The following is a 16,062-nucleotide window of genomic DNA, read 5'->3' as shown; positions in this document are numbered from 1 at the left end:
GGCCCCGTTCAGCGCTGTGACAGCTCGGCGGGCGCCTCCTGGACCACCCAGCCGTTGCCGTCGGGGTCCTCGAAGGACAGGAACGAGTTCCAGGTCTCGCCCTTGCCCTCCTCCCAGCCCGTCGCCCCGACGTGCCGGACCGGCGAGACCTCGACGCCGCGCTCCAGCAGTCGGGCGCGGGCCGTCTCGATGTCGGTGACGCACAGCTGGATGCCGTGCAGGGTGCCGGGGGCCATCGTCTTGGTCCCGGGCGCCGGCGGCATGCCCCGCAGCAGGGCGATCGAGCAGCGCGAGCCGGGCGGGGTGAGCTGGATGACGCGCATCCCGGGCGCGACCTCGTCGTCCACGTCGACCGCGAAGCCGAGCCGGTCGGCGTAGAACTCCTTCGCCCGGTCCATGTCGGTGACGGGGACCGGGACGACTTCGAGCGTCCAGTTCATGGGCGGGGCGACCTCCGTGGGGCGGCTTTGCGTCGGGCGGCGAGTTCACGTCGGGCGGCGGGTGGCGGACAGGGAGAGGGAGCGGACCCAGGGTTGGTCCGCGAGCGTCTCCACATCCTCTCGCGAAAGGGTGCCCGTGAGGACCGTACGCGCCACATCGGGGCCGCTCGCGCTCTCCACCCCGGCCCGTCTGAGTTGCTCCAGCTGGTCCGGTGACGGCGGCTCGGTGAGCCGGACGAGCACCGTGAGGTCGCGGGCGCTCGGGTCACGGCCCTCGGCGTCCATGGCGATGCCGAGGGCGGGGTCGACCTTCTGGTAGTCCATCGACCGAGGCTAGAGGTCGGTCGCGTCGAGGAGCCCGTGGCCCCACTTCGGGTGGAACGTTCCCGAACCGCTGCCGGGGACACTGGCGTTGGACTTCAGCAGCTCCTTGAAGCCGTCGGGGTCACAGGTCGCGTCCCGCTGAAGCACCAGCGCCGCGATCCCCGCGATGAACGGGCACGCCATGCTGGTGCCCTGCATGCCGACCTCGCGCGGGCCCGTGATGAGCTTCCGGGGCAGGTCTCGGGCGTCGCGCGACAGCGCGGAGATGATGATGGCGCCGGGCGCGGTGATGTCGGGTTTGCGCGTCCCGTCGCGCAGCGGCCCCTCGCTGCTGAAGGAGGCGATGTCCCCGAGCTCCAGCCAGGGGGCCTCCGCCGCGATCCCGTCGATGTCCTTCCACTCCGTGCGGGTGGTGGAGGCGGCGACCGTGACCGCCGCGGCGGCGGCGCCGGGCGAGCCGATCTTCAGCGCGTCGTGCACGTTCGGTCCGCTGAACTGCGGCTGTGGCCGGGCTTCGGGGTCGCCGAGCATCCACATGTCGACCGTTCCGTCGGTGACGGATCCCCCGCGCACCAACAGCCTCCAGGAGGCGCGCGGCGCACCCGGGCCGGGGGGCGCCGGGTCGACCTGCACGAAGAAGTTGACGTCCCCGTTGTCCGGGCTGGGGCCGGGCGTGACGATCTGGACGAGGCCCTCGGACAGGTCGAATTCCGCCGCCGTGTTGCCCGAGGTGTGGACCGGCTGGAACGGGGTCGTGATGCCCGACGGTGTGGCCATCGCGATCTCGAAGCGGTCGCCGCCCCCGTACCAGCCGTTGATCGCGAAGACGTCCGGCCTGCCGGCGCGCATGCCCGGGTGGCAGGGGACGGCGCGCACCGCGCCTTCGGGGACCTGGATGCGGGCGTGGATGTCGTCGTCGCCCTCGTTGCCGGCGGCGCAGCACACGATCCGGCCCGGACCCGATTCCTCCTCGATCGCCCGGGACATGGCGTCGCTGCCGTCGTGCGCGTCGGAGTGCCCGCCGAGACTCAGGTTGACGACGGCCGGCAGCCCGAGGTCGCGGGCCACCCGGAAGACGTACTGCACGCCGTCGATGATGTGGGCGTCCTGGAAGTCGGTCTTGACGATCACGAGGCGGGCCCCGGGGGCGACCCCGTTCGATCCGGCGGCGATGCCGGCCACGTGGGTGCCGTGCCCTTCGACGTCCCGGGACAGCGTCCCCGGGGTCCCGGCCCCCGTCTGCGACAGGCGGAACTCGGCGCCGTACCGGCCCTCCGGCACCCCGTTCCCCCCGAGGATCGTCTGGTCCCAGATCCGCTCGATCCGGCCGGCGAACGCCGGATGGTCGGGGTCGATGCCGGTGTCCACGACGCCGATGACGACGCCCTCGCCGCTCGCGCCGGTACGCGTGCGGAACTGCTGTACGTGGACCTTCTCCAGGGCCCGGTTCAGGCAGGGCCGCAGTCGGGTGGAGGGCACGATGCGCCGGACGGCGGGGTGCGAGGCGAGCGCTTCGAGTGCGTCGAGGGAGACGATGGCGGTACGGACGGCCCGGCCGCCGGCGTTGACCACGAGGTCGTCGCCGAGGCCGTAGTCGGCGAGTCCCTCGTCGAGGGCGACGTCGGGATCGCAGATGAGGGACACCACGACGCGCAGCGGCTTGGCCCGCTCGCGCACCGAGACGAGGCCCAGGGTGCGGGCGTTGCGGGCGAGGGGGGAGCGCCTGCGGCCCTGCTGCTCGTAGCGCTCGTAGACCGCCGCCAACGGGGGTGCCAGCTTCTTGAAGTCCATGGCCACCAGGGTTGGACCCGGCACGCGGTGGGCCGGCGCCGACAGGCCCCCGCGATGCGAACGTCACACGATGTGACGACGCCGGCGACGCGGTCGGTGGAGCGCGCGCGGCCCGTACGCGCCATGCCCGCGCGCCGTCCGCTCCCCGGCGGGGTACGGTGCCAGGCGGCGCGGACCGGCCCGCGGTTTCCACGAACAGACAGGGTGAACATGTTCGATTCGGCGCAATCGGTGCGGGAGAATCCGTACCCCGACAGTCACGTCCTCGGTGAGGGCGCGCAGCCGCACCCGCTGCTGGCCCCGGTGCTGCCGCTGCTGGGCCGCTGGCACGGGCGGGGGCAGGGCCAGTACCCCACCCTGGAGCAGGACTTCCGCTACGAGCAGGAGGTCACCTTCAGCCACGACGGGCGCCCCTTCCTGCGCTACGAGGCCCGCGCGTGGCTGGTGGACGAGGCCGGGGCGCCGGTGCGTCCGGCGGGGCGCGAGGCGGGGTGGTGGCGGGTGACTCCCGACGCGGGTCTGGAGGTGGTGCTCGCCCACCCCACCGGGATCGTGGAGACGTACGTGGGGCGGGTGTCCGGTACGGAGATCGAGATCGAGACGAAGGACGTGGCGCTGACCCCGCTGGCCAAGGAGGTCACCGCGACGCGACGCCACTACAGCCTGGACGGCGACCTGCTGACGGTGGTTCACGACATGGCGGCCGTCGGGCAGCCCCTTCAGCACCACCTCACGACACGCCTGCGGCGCCGCTCCTCCTGAGCAGTACGCGGGTGGCCTCGCGGCCTCGCGATCTCAGACGGAGGATCCGCTGTCGACGACCAGGTCGGTGCCGACCACGGAGCCGGCGGCGGGCGAGGCCGGGTAGAGGACGGCGGCCGCCACTTCCTCGGCCTCCGCGACCCGACCGAGCGGGTTCTCCGTCCTGACGCGCTCGGCGCGGTGGGCCTCGGTCTCGCCCGGGTGCGGCGACATGGGCCCGGCGGAGACGCCGGGGCTGCCCAGGGTGAGCCGGTGAGGGCGAGCAGCGCGATGTCGGCGGCCCCCACGGCGAGTCCCCCAGGTGTCGGTACCGGCGTCGGTGGAAGCGGTGCTCCTCCCCATGCCGTCCCCCCTGTTTTTGACCGGCCGGTTCATTATTCGGGCATGCGAGAGTGTGGTGTGGTCAGTCGAGCAGGCTCAGCGCCTGCTCGACCGCGTCGCGCACGCGTGCGGGGCCCGGCGAGGCCTTCCCCACGACGCGCACCCCTTGCAGCAGCACCAGGATCAGGCGGGCCGGGCCCGCGCGGGTCGCGCGCGGCCGCCTCGGCTGCGTAGCGGCGGACGGGCTCCCGTACGGCCGGCAGGGCCGGTCCGGGCCGCGAGAGGTCCGCGACGAGTCGCGGGTCGACCGAGTCGACGTACCGGTCGAGCGCCTTGAGGGACAGCTCGTGCTTGCTGCCGACGTCCAAGATCACAAGGCGGTCTGGAACGATCATTCAACAATGTCCCAACGCGCCCGGGTGGGCCATCCGTGGTGTGCTCGGAAAGGGGAACCGAGAGCCGATCGAGAGCCGAGGAGGAGCGATGAGCAGGAACCTGCGGGCCCGGGACATCATGACGAGCGGCGTGATGTGCGTCCGGGAGGACCAGACTCTGCTGGACGCGTCGCGGATGATGCGCGACCTGAACGTCGGCTGCCTGCCGATCTGCGGCGACGACCAGCGCCTCCAGGGGCTGATCACCGACCGCGACATCGTGGTGAAGTGTTGCGCCGAGGGCAAGGACCCGGCCTCGGTCCGCGCCGGGGAGCTGGCCGGCACCCTGCACTGGGTGGACGCGGACGCCGCCGCGCAGGAGGCGGTGGACACGATGGAGGTCCACCAGATCAAGCGGCTGCCCGTCATCGACGTGGCCGGCGGCCACCGCCTGGTCGGCATGATCACGGAGGCGAACCTGGCGAAGAACCTGTCGGACGAGGAGATCGCCGAGTTCGCGATACGCGTCTACGCCGCGAACTGATCGCACGCGCACGGTACGGCGCACGGCACGGCTCGGGCGGGCGGACGGCCGGCCGCCCGCCCCGGACAAGACCCCCCGGGCCGGACGGGGTGCCCGGCCGCGTCCGTTGGACGACCCTCAGGCGATGCCCACCGTGAACGCGGCGCGGTAGCCGGCCGCCTCGGCAACGGGGGCCAGGGTCATGGTGGCGCCCGTCTCGCGGTAGCGGCCGTCGCGCTCGTTGGGGTGGGCGGGGGCCGGGCGGCGGGCGTACGGGTGGCGGGCGTACACCTGCCGCAGGAGCGGCTCCGGGAAGAAGAACTGCGAGGTCGTGCCCTTGCCGGAGTCGGGCCGGACCTTGAAGTGGATGTGCGGGGCGAGGCCCGCGTACCAGCCGGGGACGATGGTGTGGAACGCGCAGCGGCCCGCCGCGTCGGTGACCTGGGTGCCGCGCAGGAAGGTGGCGCCGCCGGTGGAGTAGTCGCCGGCGGCGTCGGCGTGCCACACGTCGATCGCCGCGTCCGCGAGCGGCCGGCAGCCGTTCGACACCCGCACCAGCGTCAGGTCCAGTCGGAAGGGCACGCCCTTTTGGCCTTCGGTGATGTCCGAGCGGACCTTGTCGAGGTCGAGGTAGTACGGGCCCTCCCCCGCCTCGGCGGTGAGCACGCAGCCCGGCGGGGGCGCGGCGGAGGCCGGTCGGTCCGTCGGGGCCCCGCAGGAGGCGGTCAGCGCGGCGGCCAGCAGGACCGTGCGCCGACTGGTGCGGGAGGTGTGGTACTCGGCCATGCGCGCCCCTCTCGGTGGTGCGGGGCGACGCACGCGGACGGCCGCCCATCGCGCCCACCGTGCCCGAACCCTCGGCCCGCCGCCACGACCGACACGGCCCGACGACGCGACCCGCGGCCGAGCCTCAGCCGCCCGGTCGCTCGAAGCTCGCGAGCAGCTGCTCCAGGGCCGCCTGGTCGGGGCCCACGTACGGGTCCAGGCCGGGCACGGTGGTGAGGGTGTCGAGGAAGCGCGGGGTCAGGCCCCGGGCCGGGGGCAGGTGGGTGGAGAGGATGGTCTCGGGATCCATCTCGCGCAGCGGGTCGACGGTGGCGAGGAAACGGTCCCGGTCGACGATCTGGAGCCAGGGGCTGTCCACGCTCGCCCAGAACCGCTGGGCCTCGCGGATGTCCCGCGGGTCCAGTTCGGCCACGTCGGGGCCGGTGGCGGCCTCGGCGGTGGGCTGGGGGCCGCCGAAGCAGTCGGAGCTGAAGCAGGTGCGGGACCGGTCGTCGTAGAAGCCGACGGTGCACGGGTTGTCGAAGAGCGGCGGCCGGAAGGCGTGCAGGGTGCGGTCGCCGACGGCGAAGGACTGGCCGGGGTTGAGCAGGTAGACACGGTCGAGCGGCAGCGGCCGCTCGGTGGACATGATCCCCGCCCCGCCGTAGGTGGTCACGACGCGTGCGGCGGGGGCGGCGTCGAGGAGGGCGAAGAGGCCACCGGTGTGATCGCGGTCGGGGTGGGTCAGCCAGATCCACCGTACGTCGGCGGGGTCGATGACCGAACCGAGGGTGTTGAGGAAGTCCCGGTCGGGCAGGCCGAGCCCGGTGTCGACGACGACGGGCTCGGTGGCCTTCACGACGAAGGTGTTCACGGGGAGGAAGCCGATCCCGGGCACCTCCAGGCAATCGGCGAGGACGGTGGTGTCGGGTCCCACCGCGTGCGTGCTGCTCATGACGGTCTCCACGCCCTGCTGGGGGATCGGATCGGGGAGGCGGCGACACCGCGCGGGGGCGCGGGGCGGGACACGCCCCCGCTTCCATCCTGGCGCCGTCGGCCGGCGCCCGCGCGAGGGGCGTGTGGGGGCGCGGGGTCAGTCGGCGCAGTCCACGTCGTGGGCGGGGCGCTTGCCGGTGGTGAGGAACTCGGTGACGGTGCGGTCGCCGCAGGCGTTGCCGTTGCCGAGGTAGACGCCGTGGCCGCCGTGTTCGACGGTGACGAGGACGGCTCGCTGTCCCAGCGCGCGGCGCATCTTCAGGCCGCTGGAGTGGGGCGTGGCCGGGTCGCGACGGCTCTGGATCATGAGGATGTTGGACGGGCCCCGGTCGGTGATCCGCACGGGCTTGTCGTCGGGGGTGTTCTTCCAGAAGGCGCACGGCAGGACGTTGACGGGCATGCCGCCGGTGAGGGGGCTGCGGGCGCGGTCCTCGTCGACGCCGCGCTGGCGGTCCTGCGGGCTCGCGGCGGGCCAGGTCACGTCGTTGCAGATGACGGCGATCAGCTGGGCGGCGTCCTGGTCGCGCAGGGGCTGGGCCAGCTCGGGCGGCAGCGCGGGGGTGCCGGTCGGGTTCTGGACGGCCTTGACGAGGCGGGCGAAGGCGGGGAAGGCGGCGTCGGAGGTCAGGGCGTTCTGCAGGGCCTGGCGCAGGCCGTTGCCGGTGAGGGGCGCGCCGGGGGTGGTCGAGGTCCTCGGGGCGCGGTCCAGGGAGGCGGCGAGCGCGATGACGGTGGGGCGTACCTCGTCGGGGGTGGCGGCGAGGCGCAGGCCGTCGCGGTCGCGGTCGGGGTGGGCGGCCCAGGCGGCGAAGTCGGGGAAGCGGTCGTCCACGCCCCGGGCCATGTCGGCGAGCCAGCCGCGGGCGACGCGGGTCGGGTCGGGGTCGGCGCTGCTGTCGAGGACCCAACGGTCGGTGCGGGCGGGGTACTTCTGCGCGTAGGCGGCGCCCACGTAGGTCCCGTACGAGACTCCCCAGGCGGAGAGCTTGCGCTCGCCGAGGGCTTCGCGTAAGGCGTCGAGGTCGCGGACCTGGTTGGCGGTGGTGAAGCCGGCGAGGACGGCGCCGCCGTTGCGGTCGCAGGCTTCGGCGGTGCGCCGGGAGCGGTCGAGGTTGGCGGTGATGTCGCCGTCGGGGGCGGGCCAGGCGCGCAGGCTGGTGAGGTAGCGGTCCTCGGGGGCGAGCTTGCAGTCGGCGGTGGTGCTGCCGCCGACGCCGCGCGGGTCGAAGGAGACGAGGTCGTACGCCCCGCCGAGCTGCTTCTGGAGGGCGGCGCCCTTCTGGGCGAGACGCTGGACGCCGGAGCCGCCGGGGCCGCCGGGCAGGACGACCAGGGTGCCGCGGCGGGCCTCGGGGCGCTCGCTGCGGATGCGGGAGACGGCGACGCTGATCCGGGGGCCGCGCGGGTCGGCGTAGTCGAGCGGGACGGGCAGGTCGGCGCACTCCTGGCCGGCGGGGCCGTCCGGCTTGGCGCAGGGGCGCCAGGTGAGTCGGTGGCTTTCGGCGCCGGGTGCGGCCTCCGCCCGTGCCTGGACGCCGGCGGTGAGGCCGGCCGCGGCGGTGGCGGTGCACAGGGCGATCAGGAGGGCCTTGCTGCGGTGTGTGGTCATGGGTAAAGCCTGATCGACGCGGGGCCGGCGACCCATCCGGCAGGCATGCCGGCCGCTGGTGGGGATATCCCCCGGGTGGCCGTACGGTTCCCCCCGCGCCCGGCGGGGGCGGCGGGGGGAACTGCCCGGCGGTGGGCGGGTGTCAGGCCGTATCGGCGGTGACGTCGAGAACGGCCTTGCCCAGGATCCGGCGGGCGAGGAGTCCTTCGGCGGCCTCGGCGGCGCGGGTCCAGGGGCCGCGCCAGCCGACCTGGGCGTCGAGCCGGCCCTGCTCCAACAGGCGGAGGAGGAAGGCGAGGTCCTCGCCGAGCGGGGTGGTGATGTTGAAGTTCTCCAGCCGTCCGCGCGCGCTGGTGACCCGGGAGTGCTCGAAGTCGATGGTGGTCGACTCCCCCGAGGCCTTGCCGATGGCCTGGACGATGCCGTCGTCCGCCAACCGGTAGAAGGCGTCGGCGAGTTGGACGCCGCCCACGTTGTCCAGTACGCCGTACACAGGCGCGGTCAGCTGCGTCGGGCCACCGATGATCTCGGCCGCGCCCAGCTCGCGCAGGCCCTCGGCGCGGGCCGGGCTGCCGACGGAGGCGACGACGTGCGCACCGGCGAGCGCCGCGAGTTGGACGGCGTAGCGGCCGACGCCGCCGGAGGCTCCGGTGACCAGGACGCGGCGTCCGAGGACCGAGCCGAGCCGGCGGCAGGCCTGGAGCGCGGTGACGCCGGCCACCGGGAGCGCCGCGGCCTGGCCGAGGTCGACGGAGTCGGGGACGACGGCGAGTTCGGCGGTGTCCACGGCGCGCAGCCGGGCCCAGGCGCCGCCCCAACCGAACGTGACCACGCGGGTCCCGACGGGCGGGCCGGAGCCGTCGTCGGCCTGCCGGACGACGACGCCGGCAGCGTCCCAGCCGGAGATGTAGCCGGGGCGCGTCCGGGGGGAACGGTAGGCGATCTCACCGTAGTTGAAGGAGATCGCGGCGATCTCCACCAACGCCTGTCCGTGGCGCGGCTCGGGGTCCGGCGCCTCGCGCAGGGCGAGTTGCATGGGTGCGTGCGGGTCGTGGACGAGGGCGTGCATCCGGTGCCTCTTCGGGAGTCGTGACGATGGGTCAGGAGATGCGCATGTTGGCCATCATGCCCATGGCGCCGTGGTCGAACATGTGGCAGTGGTAGACGTAGGTGCCGCGGTAGCCGGTGAAGGTGGCCTGGAGTTTGACCGTCTCGCCGGGCATGAGGGCGACGGTGTCCTTGAGGCCGGTCTCGGCTCCGGCGGTGACGGGCGCGCCGTTGCGCTCCAGCACCCTGAACTGCACGAGGTGCATGTGGAAGTTGTGCGGGACGAACTGGTTGACGTTCTTGACGGTCCAGATCTCGGTGGCGCCGTAGGCGATCTCGGTGTCGATGCGGTCCATGTCGTACGTCTTGCCGTTGATGTACGCCATGTCGCTCGGGCTGCCGGTCTCGTCCATCCGCAGTTCGATGTCGCGCCGGACGGTGGCGGGCTCCAGGGGCGGCAGGGTGCGCAGGGCGGCGGGGACGACGCTGTCGTCGCTCGCGGTGCGCGTGACGCGGAACTGGAGCACGCGGCCGATCAGGTCGACGGGTTCGCCGGGAGCCGCCGCCTTGTTGACGAGTTCGACGGTGCTGCCGACGGGGTAACGGGAGAAGTCGATGACGATGTCGGCCCGTTCGCCGGGGGTGATGGAGACGGAGTTCGTGCGGTGCGGGGCGGTCAGCAGGCCGCCGTCGGTGCCGATCTGCACGAGTTCGGAGTCGTCGGCGAGGCGCAGGTCGAAGAAGCGCATGTTGGCCGTGTTGGTGAAGCGGAAGCGGTACTTGCGGGCCGCGACCTCGAAGTAGGGCCAGGCCTTGCCGTTGGCGAGGATGACGTTGCGGTGCTGGAAGTCGCCCATCGCGTAGACGAGTTCGCCGTTCTGGGCGAAGCGGGCGTCGCGCAGCTGCACGGGAACGTCGTACGAACCGGAGGGCAGGCCCAGGCGGCGCTCGATGTCGTCGGTGAGCAGGTAGGTGGCGGTCAGGCCGCGGAAGACGTTCTCCGACTCCAGGTGGTGGGCGTGGTCGTGGAACCACAGGTTCGCGTGCGGCTGGGTGTTGGGGTAGGTGTACGTCTTGGTGCCGCCGCCGGCCGCGATGAGGTCCATCGGCGAGCCGTCGCTGTCCTGGGGGACGTGGCCGCCGTGCAGGTGGATCGAGGTGGGCTGGGAGAGGTTGTTGGTCTGCTTGACGACGACCCGACGGCCGGATTCGGCCTTGATGACGGGGCCGGGGAAGGAGCCGTTGAAGGTGCGCAGCGGGGTGGTCAGGCCCGGCACGATCTCCTTCGTCGCCTCCTTGAGGGTCATGCTGTAGTAGCTGGTGGTGCTGGTGCTGAGGTACGGCTGGAGGACCGGCGCGAGCGGCATGCGCTGGGTGAACTTGGCTATGCCGGCCGGGTCGAGGTCGGCGGCGGCCGAGCGGGGCTCGTCGGCGGCGGCGGTGACCACGGGCAGCAGCATGCCGCCCGTGCCGATGACGCTGGTGGCTGCCACGCCGACTCTGAGTGCGGTCCGTCGAGTGATCATGTTTCCCCCGTGGGTGCTGGTCCGGTGGCCCGCGCGGCTACTCCCCTGCGCGCGGGTACGCGGTGGTGAACGCAGAGAGTGTGCGCGGGCGTGGTCGTGCCCCGCTGGTGCGGCGGTCCAGGACCGCGCCCCTCCTACCGCGGCGGTTCGACGATCAGGCGGTGCGGCGGGTGGGGCGGGGTGGGTGGCAGGCGCAGGGGGCGTCGGCCCGGGGTGAGGGAGCCGAGGACGCGGGGGCCGCGTGCGCCGGTGCAGGCGGGGGCGTTGCCGGGCAGGCCGTGCAGGGTGAGGTGGCCGAGCACGGCGAAGGCGTACGCCTCTTTCGCGGCGGCGGGCAGTCCGAGCGCGTCGGAACTCAACAGGGCGGTCTTGGTGGGCAGTTCGCGGCGGAGCATCTCCATCAGGACCGGGTTACACGTGCCGCCTCCGGAGGCGACGACCTCCGTGACGGCGAAGGGGCGCAGCGCGTCGGCGACGGTGCGGGCGGTGAGCCGGGTGAGGGTGGCGAGGAGGTCGGACGGGGCGAGGGCGGGGAAGCGGGCGAGCGCGGTGCGCAGGTAGTCGCGGTGGAAGTGCTCCTTGCCGGTGGTCTTCGGCGCGGGGCGGGCGTAGTAGGGCTCGGCGAGCAGGTGGTGCAGGAGCGGCTCGTGGACCCGGCCGGCGGCGGCGAGCGCGCCGTCCTCGTCGTAGGCGCGCCGGCCCCCGGTGAGGTCGTGTACCGCCGCGTCGAGGAGGGCGTTGCCGGGCCCGGTGTCGAAGGCGACCGGCGGCCCGGTGGGCACCACGGCGGTGAGGTTGGCGATGCCGCCGATGTTCAGGGCGGCGGGGGCGCCGGGGCGGCCGCGCAGGAGCATCAGGTCGATCAGGCCGACGAGGGGGGCGCCTTGGCCGCCGGCGGCGACGTCGGCGGGGCGGAAGTCGGAGACGACGGGGCAGCCGGTGGCCTCGGCGATCCAGGCGGGGCGGCCGAGCTGGAGGGTGCCGAGCACCTGGCCGGCGTCGGTCCAGTGGTAGACGGTCTGGCCGTGGGAGGCGATCAACTCGGCACGGTCGTCGCAGAGTTCGCGGTCGGCGCGGGCGGCGAGGCGGGCGAAGGCCTGCCCGATGCCGGTATCGAGGCGGCACACGTCGGCCAGGGTGGTGGGGGCGGGTGGCAGCGCGGCGGTGAGCGCGTCGCGCAAGGGGGCCTCGTAGGGGGCGGCGATCATGCCGAGCGGCACCAGGCGCAGGGTGTCGCCGTCGAGGGTGAGGTCGGCGGCCGCGGCGTCGACGGAGTCGTGGGAGGTGCCCGACATCAGGCCGACGACCCTCACCGCAGGGGCCTCTTGTGGTCGTCGCCGCGCAGGGAGGCCAGGGCGAGGGCGCTGGCCGCGCAGGCTCCGGCGGCGTACAGGGCGGGGACGTCGGTGTCGCCGGTGGCGGCGGTGAGGGCGGTGATGATCAAGCCCGCGCAGCCCGAGAAGACGGCGTTGGCGAGGGCGTAGGCCAGGGCGAGGCCGGTGCAGCGGACCTGGGCGGGGAACATCTCCGCGAGCATGGCGGGCCCCGGCCCGGCGAGCAGCCCGACGACGGCCCCGGCTCCGAGGACGGCGGCGGCCTTGGCCGGGGCGGAGGCGGCGGGGTCCTGGAGGAGGTGGAGCAGGGGCAGCGCGAGGAGGGTGACGGTCAGGGCGCCACAGAGCATGACGGGGCGACGGCCGATCCGGTCGCTGAGCATGCCGGCGGGCAGGATGGCGGCGGCGAACCCGAGGTTGGCGAGGGCGGCGGCGATCAGCGCCTCCCGGAAGGACGCGCCGAGGGTCTGTTGCAGGTAGGACGGCAGGACGACGAGGAACGTGTACCCGGCCGCCGACCACCCCATGACCCGACCGACCCCGAGGAGCACGGCGCGCACGCCGACCCCGCGCGGGGGCGTGCCCGCTCTGTCCGGCCCGCCGGAGCGTGGAACGGGTAGCGCGGGCACCCCTTCCTCCGGGAGCCCCGCCGACGCCGGCGAGCGGGGCGGCGACGGCGGCTCCGGGAAGGCGGACAGCGCCGGCGTGTGCCCGGATTCGGGCCGCTCCGGGGGAACCGGCAGCACAGGTGCGTCTCCCCGGGCGTGCCCGGCCGCCCACGCCGAGACGGACGGCCCGGGCGGCTCCGGGAGTCCGGGCAGCGCCCGCGAGTCAAGCGACGCCGACCGGTCCGGCGACGCCGGCGGTTCGCCCCGGCCGGGGGCGGGCGGCGCAGGGGGTTCCGGGAGGGCGCACAGCACGTGGGGGGACGGCGGCACCGGCGGCGGGGGCTCCGGCGGGAGGGTGGTGCGGAGGTGGAGGGCCGTCAGCCCCAGGGGGAGGGCCAGCAGGAAGGGGATGCGCCAGCCCCAGGCGTGGAGGGCGGCCGGGGTGAGGACGGTGGCCAGCAGGGCGGCGGTGGCGGCGCCGGCGAGCAGGCCGAGGGCGACGGTGAGGGATTGCCAGGCCCCGTACCGGCCGCGCCGGCCGGGCGGCGCGCTTTCCGTCATCAACGCCACGGCCCCGCCGAACTCCCCGCCCGCGCTGAGGCCTTGGAGGGCCCGGAGCACCGTGAGCAGGACGGGCGCGGCGACGCCCGCCGTGGCCCGGGTGGGCAGCAGGCCGATCAGGGTCGTGGCGAGGGTCATGAGGCCGATGACGAGGATCAGGGTGGGGCGGCGGCCGGCCCGGTCGCCGAGCCGGCCGAAGAGGAGGGCTCCGGCGGGCCGGAAGAAGAACGCCACGGCGAAGGAGGCGTACGTGGCGATCAGCGGGCCCGCCCCACCCGACCCACCCGACCCACCGCCGCCCGTCGAGGCCGGCGTGAAGAAGTGGGCGGCGATGACGGTGGCGAAGCAGCCGTAGACGCCGAACTCGTACCACTCGACGAAGTTCCCGGCCGCCCCGGCGAGCAGCGCGCGGCGGGGGCGGGCGCGGGGCGGGGCCGGCGGGGTCATCCGTCCCGGCCACCCGCGCCGGGCGGCCGCGAAGCCTCGCGGCGGCGGGAGTGGAGTGCGCTTCGGGTGCGCCGGTGGCGCTGGGTGCGCCGGTGGCGCTGGGTGGCCGTCACGTCGTGGGGCGCAGACGGGCCGCGGCGAGGGAGGAGTCGGTGTCCTCGATGTCCGGGGCGTCGGCCGCCGGGGCCTTCGCGTCCGCCGCGCCGGCGCGCAGGGCGCTGCCCGACAGCCAGGTCCGCCAGTCCATGTTCCAGTCGCCGAAGCCGTTGTCGAAGGCGGGCATCTTCGCGCCGCCGCTGTTGACGACCTCGACGATGTCCCCTTCGCGGACCGTCTCGTAGAACCAGGCGGCGTCCCGCGTGCTCATGCCGGTGCAGCCGTGGCTGACGTTCTCCTCGCCCTGCGCGTCCACCGACCAGGGCGCGGCGTGGACGTACTCGCCGCTCCACGTCACCCGCGTCGCGTAGAAGACGGGCAGGTCGTAGAACTCCTTGGTGCCCTTCTCGATGCCGACGGTGTCCCCGCGCATGCGGACCCGGTACTCCTTGCCCAGGATGACCTTGACGCCGCTGCGGGTGCGGAAGCCCGCCTTGCCGGTGGTGACGGGGATGGTCCTGATGACGCGTCCGTTGCGGCGTACGGTCATCTCGTGGGCGGCGGAGTCGGTGACGGCCTCGATGCGGTCGGCGACGGTGAACCGGAGCGGCTCGGAGGGGCCTCCGTGGTGGCGGTCGCCGATCTCGATGCCGTCGAGCCCGCTGCTGACGCGGACCACGGCGTGCGCGGGCCAGTAGGTGCGCGGCCGGAAGTGCAGGGTGGAGTCGTCGACCCAGTGCCAGGCGCCCTCGACCTGCGGTTCTGAGGTGACCTGGAGGGCCCGCTCCAGGTCGGCGCGGGCGTCGAGGTCGTCGGCGGGGAGCGGGTGGCTGAGGGAGGCGGTGACGATCTCCCCCGCCCCGTACGTGCCGGGGCGCGGCCCGAACTCAACGGTGAGCCGGTCGCGTCCCGCGCCGGCGGCGCCCTCCGCGCCCTCGGCGTCAGCCCGTACGCCGCCGGCCTTGCCGTCGTCGCCGCCGCCGTCCGGGCCGGTGTCCATGCCGGCCGGCGGCGCCGTCCGCAGGGCCATGGTCACCCCGACCGGGGTCCCGTTGCCGTCCTGGGCGCCGACGCGGACCGTGTACTCCTCCCCCGCCCGCAGGGGCTCCGTGTTGTGCCAGCGGTCGCCGTCGGGGCCGAGGGTGCCGGCGAGGTGTCGACCGTGGCCGTCGCGCACGCTGACGTCCGTCAGGCGGCCCGCCCGCGCGTGGTCGAGGGCGATCTCCAGCGGCGCTCCCGGGTCCGTGGGGAGGGTGTCCGTGCGGGTCGCGGCCGGGTCCTGGAGGAGCGCTCCCGCGCCCCGGGCGGTGGCGAGGATCCGCCGTTCGTGCCAAGTGCCGCAGGCTTCGGCGCGGAAGGCGCGTTCGGGACACCAGGCGGAGCCGGCCGTTCCACGCTCCTCCACGGCCCGCCCGACGAGCAGGGTGACGGCCGCCTCCGGGAGCGGGGCGGCGGACGGGCCCGGGGCGGCGTCCGCTTCCGGAGCCCGGCCCGGCGCCGCCGCGACGACCAGCAGGGCGCCGGTCACCGCCGCCGTCGTACTCCACGCCCTCTTCCACGCCTTGGCCACGCGGCCCTCCCAGATCTCGTGCGCCGGCCGGCAGCCGGATGCCGGCCATGTCGGCCGATGGCAGCCGATGGCAGATGGCAGCCGGACGCAGCCGATGGCAGCATCAAAACGATCTGGAGCCAAAACGATGATCACAAACCCGGCCCTGCCGCCGAACGGGCCCGTAAGAGAACCCGCACGGAGCAGTACGCTCGGCGGATGGCTAAGTACTTCGACGTGCACCCCGAGAACCCCCAGCGGCGCACCATCAGCGGCGTGGCCGACAGCATCCGGGCCGGCGCCCTCATCGCGTATCCGACGGACTCCTGCTTCGCGCTGGGGTGCCGGCTGGGCAACCGTGACGGCCTCAACCGGATCCGGTCGATCCGCGAGCTCGACGACCGTCACCACTTCACCCTGGTCTGCGAGAACTTCGCGCAGCTGGGGCAGTTCGTCCACGTGGACAACGACGTGTTCCGCGCGATCAAGGCGGCCACGCCCGGTCCCTACACCTTCATCCTGAAGGCCACGTCGGAGGTGCCGCGCCAGATGCTGCACCCGAAGAAGAAGACGGTCGGCGTCCGGATCCCCGACCACCACGTGACGCAGACGCTGCTGGCCGAGCTGGGCGAGCCGCTGGTCTCCAGCACGCTGCTCCTGCCCGACGAGGACGAGCCGCTGACGCAGGGCTGGGAGATCAAGGAGCGGCTCGATCACGTGGTGGACGCGGTGGTCGACTCCGGGGACTGCGGGACCCGGCCGACGACCGTCATCGATTTCTCCGGCGGTGAGGCGGAAATCGTCCGCCGGGGCGCGGGTGACACGACGCGTTTCGAATAGGGGTCGACGGGGGTTGACGGATCTCCTGGTCGTTTGATCGGGGACCCGATGGTCAAGGACGGCGGATTCCGGTTCGGGAATCGGAATCCGCCACAGGGGCGCGAAATCCAGCCGACACGTGATCGCCGGGCACATTCCTCCATTCGCGC

The 16,062-nt window shown here is 74.0% G+C and carries 14 protein-coding genes and 2 pseudogenes; 3 read left to right on the top strand and 13 right to left on the bottom strand.

Going from position 1 to position 16,062, the window contains the following annotated elements; genetic code table 11:
- Positions 1–8: 8 nt before the first annotated feature.
- From M4D82_RS30765 to M4D82_RS30755, 3 genes are read right to left on the bottom strand one after another with little or no spacing between them, the layout of a single operon-like run.
- Entirely contained in the window at positions 9–440 is a 432-nt protein-coding gene (locus tag M4D82_RS30765; RefSeq protein WP_249770568.1) for a VOC family protein, read from the bottom strand.
- Between the two features lie 45 nt (positions 441–485).
- Positions 486–764, bottom strand: coding sequence for a hypothetical protein (locus M4D82_RS30760; protein ID WP_249770566.1), 279 nt, complete (start codon positions 762–764; stop codon positions 486–488).
- A 9-nt stretch (positions 765–773) separates the two neighbouring features.
- Complete coding sequence (locus tag M4D82_RS30755; RefSeq protein ID WP_249770564.1) at positions 774–2,555, bottom strand: S8 family serine peptidase; 1,782 nt, start codon at positions 2,553–2,555, stop codon at positions 774–776.
- 210 nt (positions 2,556–2,765) lie between these two features.
- Between M4D82_RS30755 and M4D82_RS30750 the strand changes: the two genes are divergently transcribed.
- Positions 2,766–3,317, top strand: a complete 552-nt coding sequence (locus M4D82_RS30750) for a heme-binding beta-barrel domain-containing protein (RefSeq protein ID WP_249772316.1) — start codon at positions 2,766–2,768, stop codon at positions 3,315–3,317.
- Between the two features lie 33 nt (positions 3,318–3,350).
- Here the strand turns inward: M4D82_RS30750 and M4D82_RS30745 are convergent.
- Together M4D82_RS30745 and M4D82_RS30740 are read right to left on the bottom strand one after the other, a co-directional pair.
- A pseudogene (locus M4D82_RS30745) lies at positions 3,351–3,569 on the bottom strand (SDR family oxidoreductase); the annotation flags it as partial.
- A 151-nt stretch (positions 3,570–3,720) separates the two neighbouring features.
- Positions 3,721–3,997 (bottom strand): annotated as a pseudogene (locus tag M4D82_RS30740) (TetR family transcriptional regulator); the annotation flags it as partial.
- Positions 3,998–4,121: 124 nt separating this feature from the next.
- On the opposite strand from M4D82_RS30740, the gene M4D82_RS30735 reads away from it, so the two are divergent.
- Positions 4,122–4,556: a CBS domain-containing protein gene (locus M4D82_RS30735; RefSeq protein WP_249770562.1), complete on the top strand. Its 435-nt coding sequence runs from the start codon at positions 4,122–4,124 to the stop codon at positions 4,554–4,556.
- Between the two features lie 117 nt (positions 4,557–4,673).
- On the opposite strand, the gene M4D82_RS30730 is transcribed toward M4D82_RS30735, so the two are convergent.
- From M4D82_RS30730 to M4D82_RS30695, 8 genes are all read right to left on the bottom strand, one after another.
- Entirely contained in the window at positions 4,674–5,321 is a 648-nt protein-coding gene (locus M4D82_RS30730) for a dioxygenase family protein (RefSeq protein ID WP_249770560.1), read from the bottom strand.
- 124 nt (positions 5,322–5,445) lie between these two features.
- Positions 5,446–6,255, bottom strand: a complete 810-nt coding sequence (locus M4D82_RS30725; RefSeq protein WP_249770558.1) for an MBL fold metallo-hydrolase — start codon at positions 6,253–6,255, stop codon at positions 5,446–5,448.
- Positions 6,256–6,393: 138 nt separating this feature from the next.
- Positions 6,394–7,905, bottom strand: coding sequence for an alpha/beta hydrolase (locus tag M4D82_RS30720; protein ID WP_249770556.1), 1,512 nt, complete (start codon positions 7,903–7,905; stop codon positions 6,394–6,396).
- A gap of 142 nt (positions 7,906–8,047) precedes the next feature.
- Positions 8,048–8,974, bottom strand: coding sequence for a zinc-binding dehydrogenase (locus M4D82_RS30715; RefSeq protein WP_249770554.1), 927 nt, complete (start codon positions 8,972–8,974; stop codon positions 8,048–8,050).
- 31 nt (positions 8,975–9,005) lie between these two features.
- On the bottom strand, positions 9,006–10,478 hold the full coding sequence (locus tag M4D82_RS30710; protein WP_502989032.1) for a multicopper oxidase family protein: 1,473 nt from the start codon (positions 10,476–10,478) through the stop codon (positions 9,006–9,008).
- Positions 10,479–10,612: 134 nt separating this feature from the next.
- Positions 10,613–11,791, bottom strand: coding sequence for an anhydro-N-acetylmuramic acid kinase (locus tag M4D82_RS30705; protein ID WP_249770550.1), 1,179 nt, complete (start codon positions 11,789–11,791; stop codon positions 10,613–10,615).
- Entirely contained in the window at positions 11,788–13,428 is a 1,641-nt protein-coding gene (locus M4D82_RS30700; RefSeq protein ID WP_249770548.1) for an MFS transporter, read from the bottom strand. Before M4D82_RS30700 ends, M4D82_RS30705 begins: the two co-directional genes overlap by 4 nt.
- A 109-nt stretch (positions 13,429–13,537) precedes the next feature.
- Entirely contained in the window at positions 13,538–15,094 is a 1,557-nt protein-coding gene (locus M4D82_RS30695; protein ID WP_249770546.1) for a L,D-transpeptidase, read from the bottom strand.
- 198 nt (positions 15,095–15,292) lie between these two features.
- On the opposite strand from M4D82_RS30695, the gene M4D82_RS30690 reads away from it, so the two are divergent.
- Entirely contained in the window at positions 15,293–15,913 is a 621-nt protein-coding gene (locus tag M4D82_RS30690) for an L-threonylcarbamoyladenylate synthase (protein ID WP_249770544.1), read from the top strand.
- The last annotated feature ends 149 nt before the right edge of the window (positions 15,914–16,062 follow it).

The organism is Streptomyces sp. RerS4, assembly GCF_023515955.1.
Classification (GTDB): domain Bacteria; phylum Actinomycetota; class Actinomycetes; order Streptomycetales; family Streptomycetaceae; genus Streptomyces.
The sequence above is the reverse complement of the archived record's forward strand: the minus strand, read 5'-3'. Positions and strand labels throughout refer to the sequence as shown.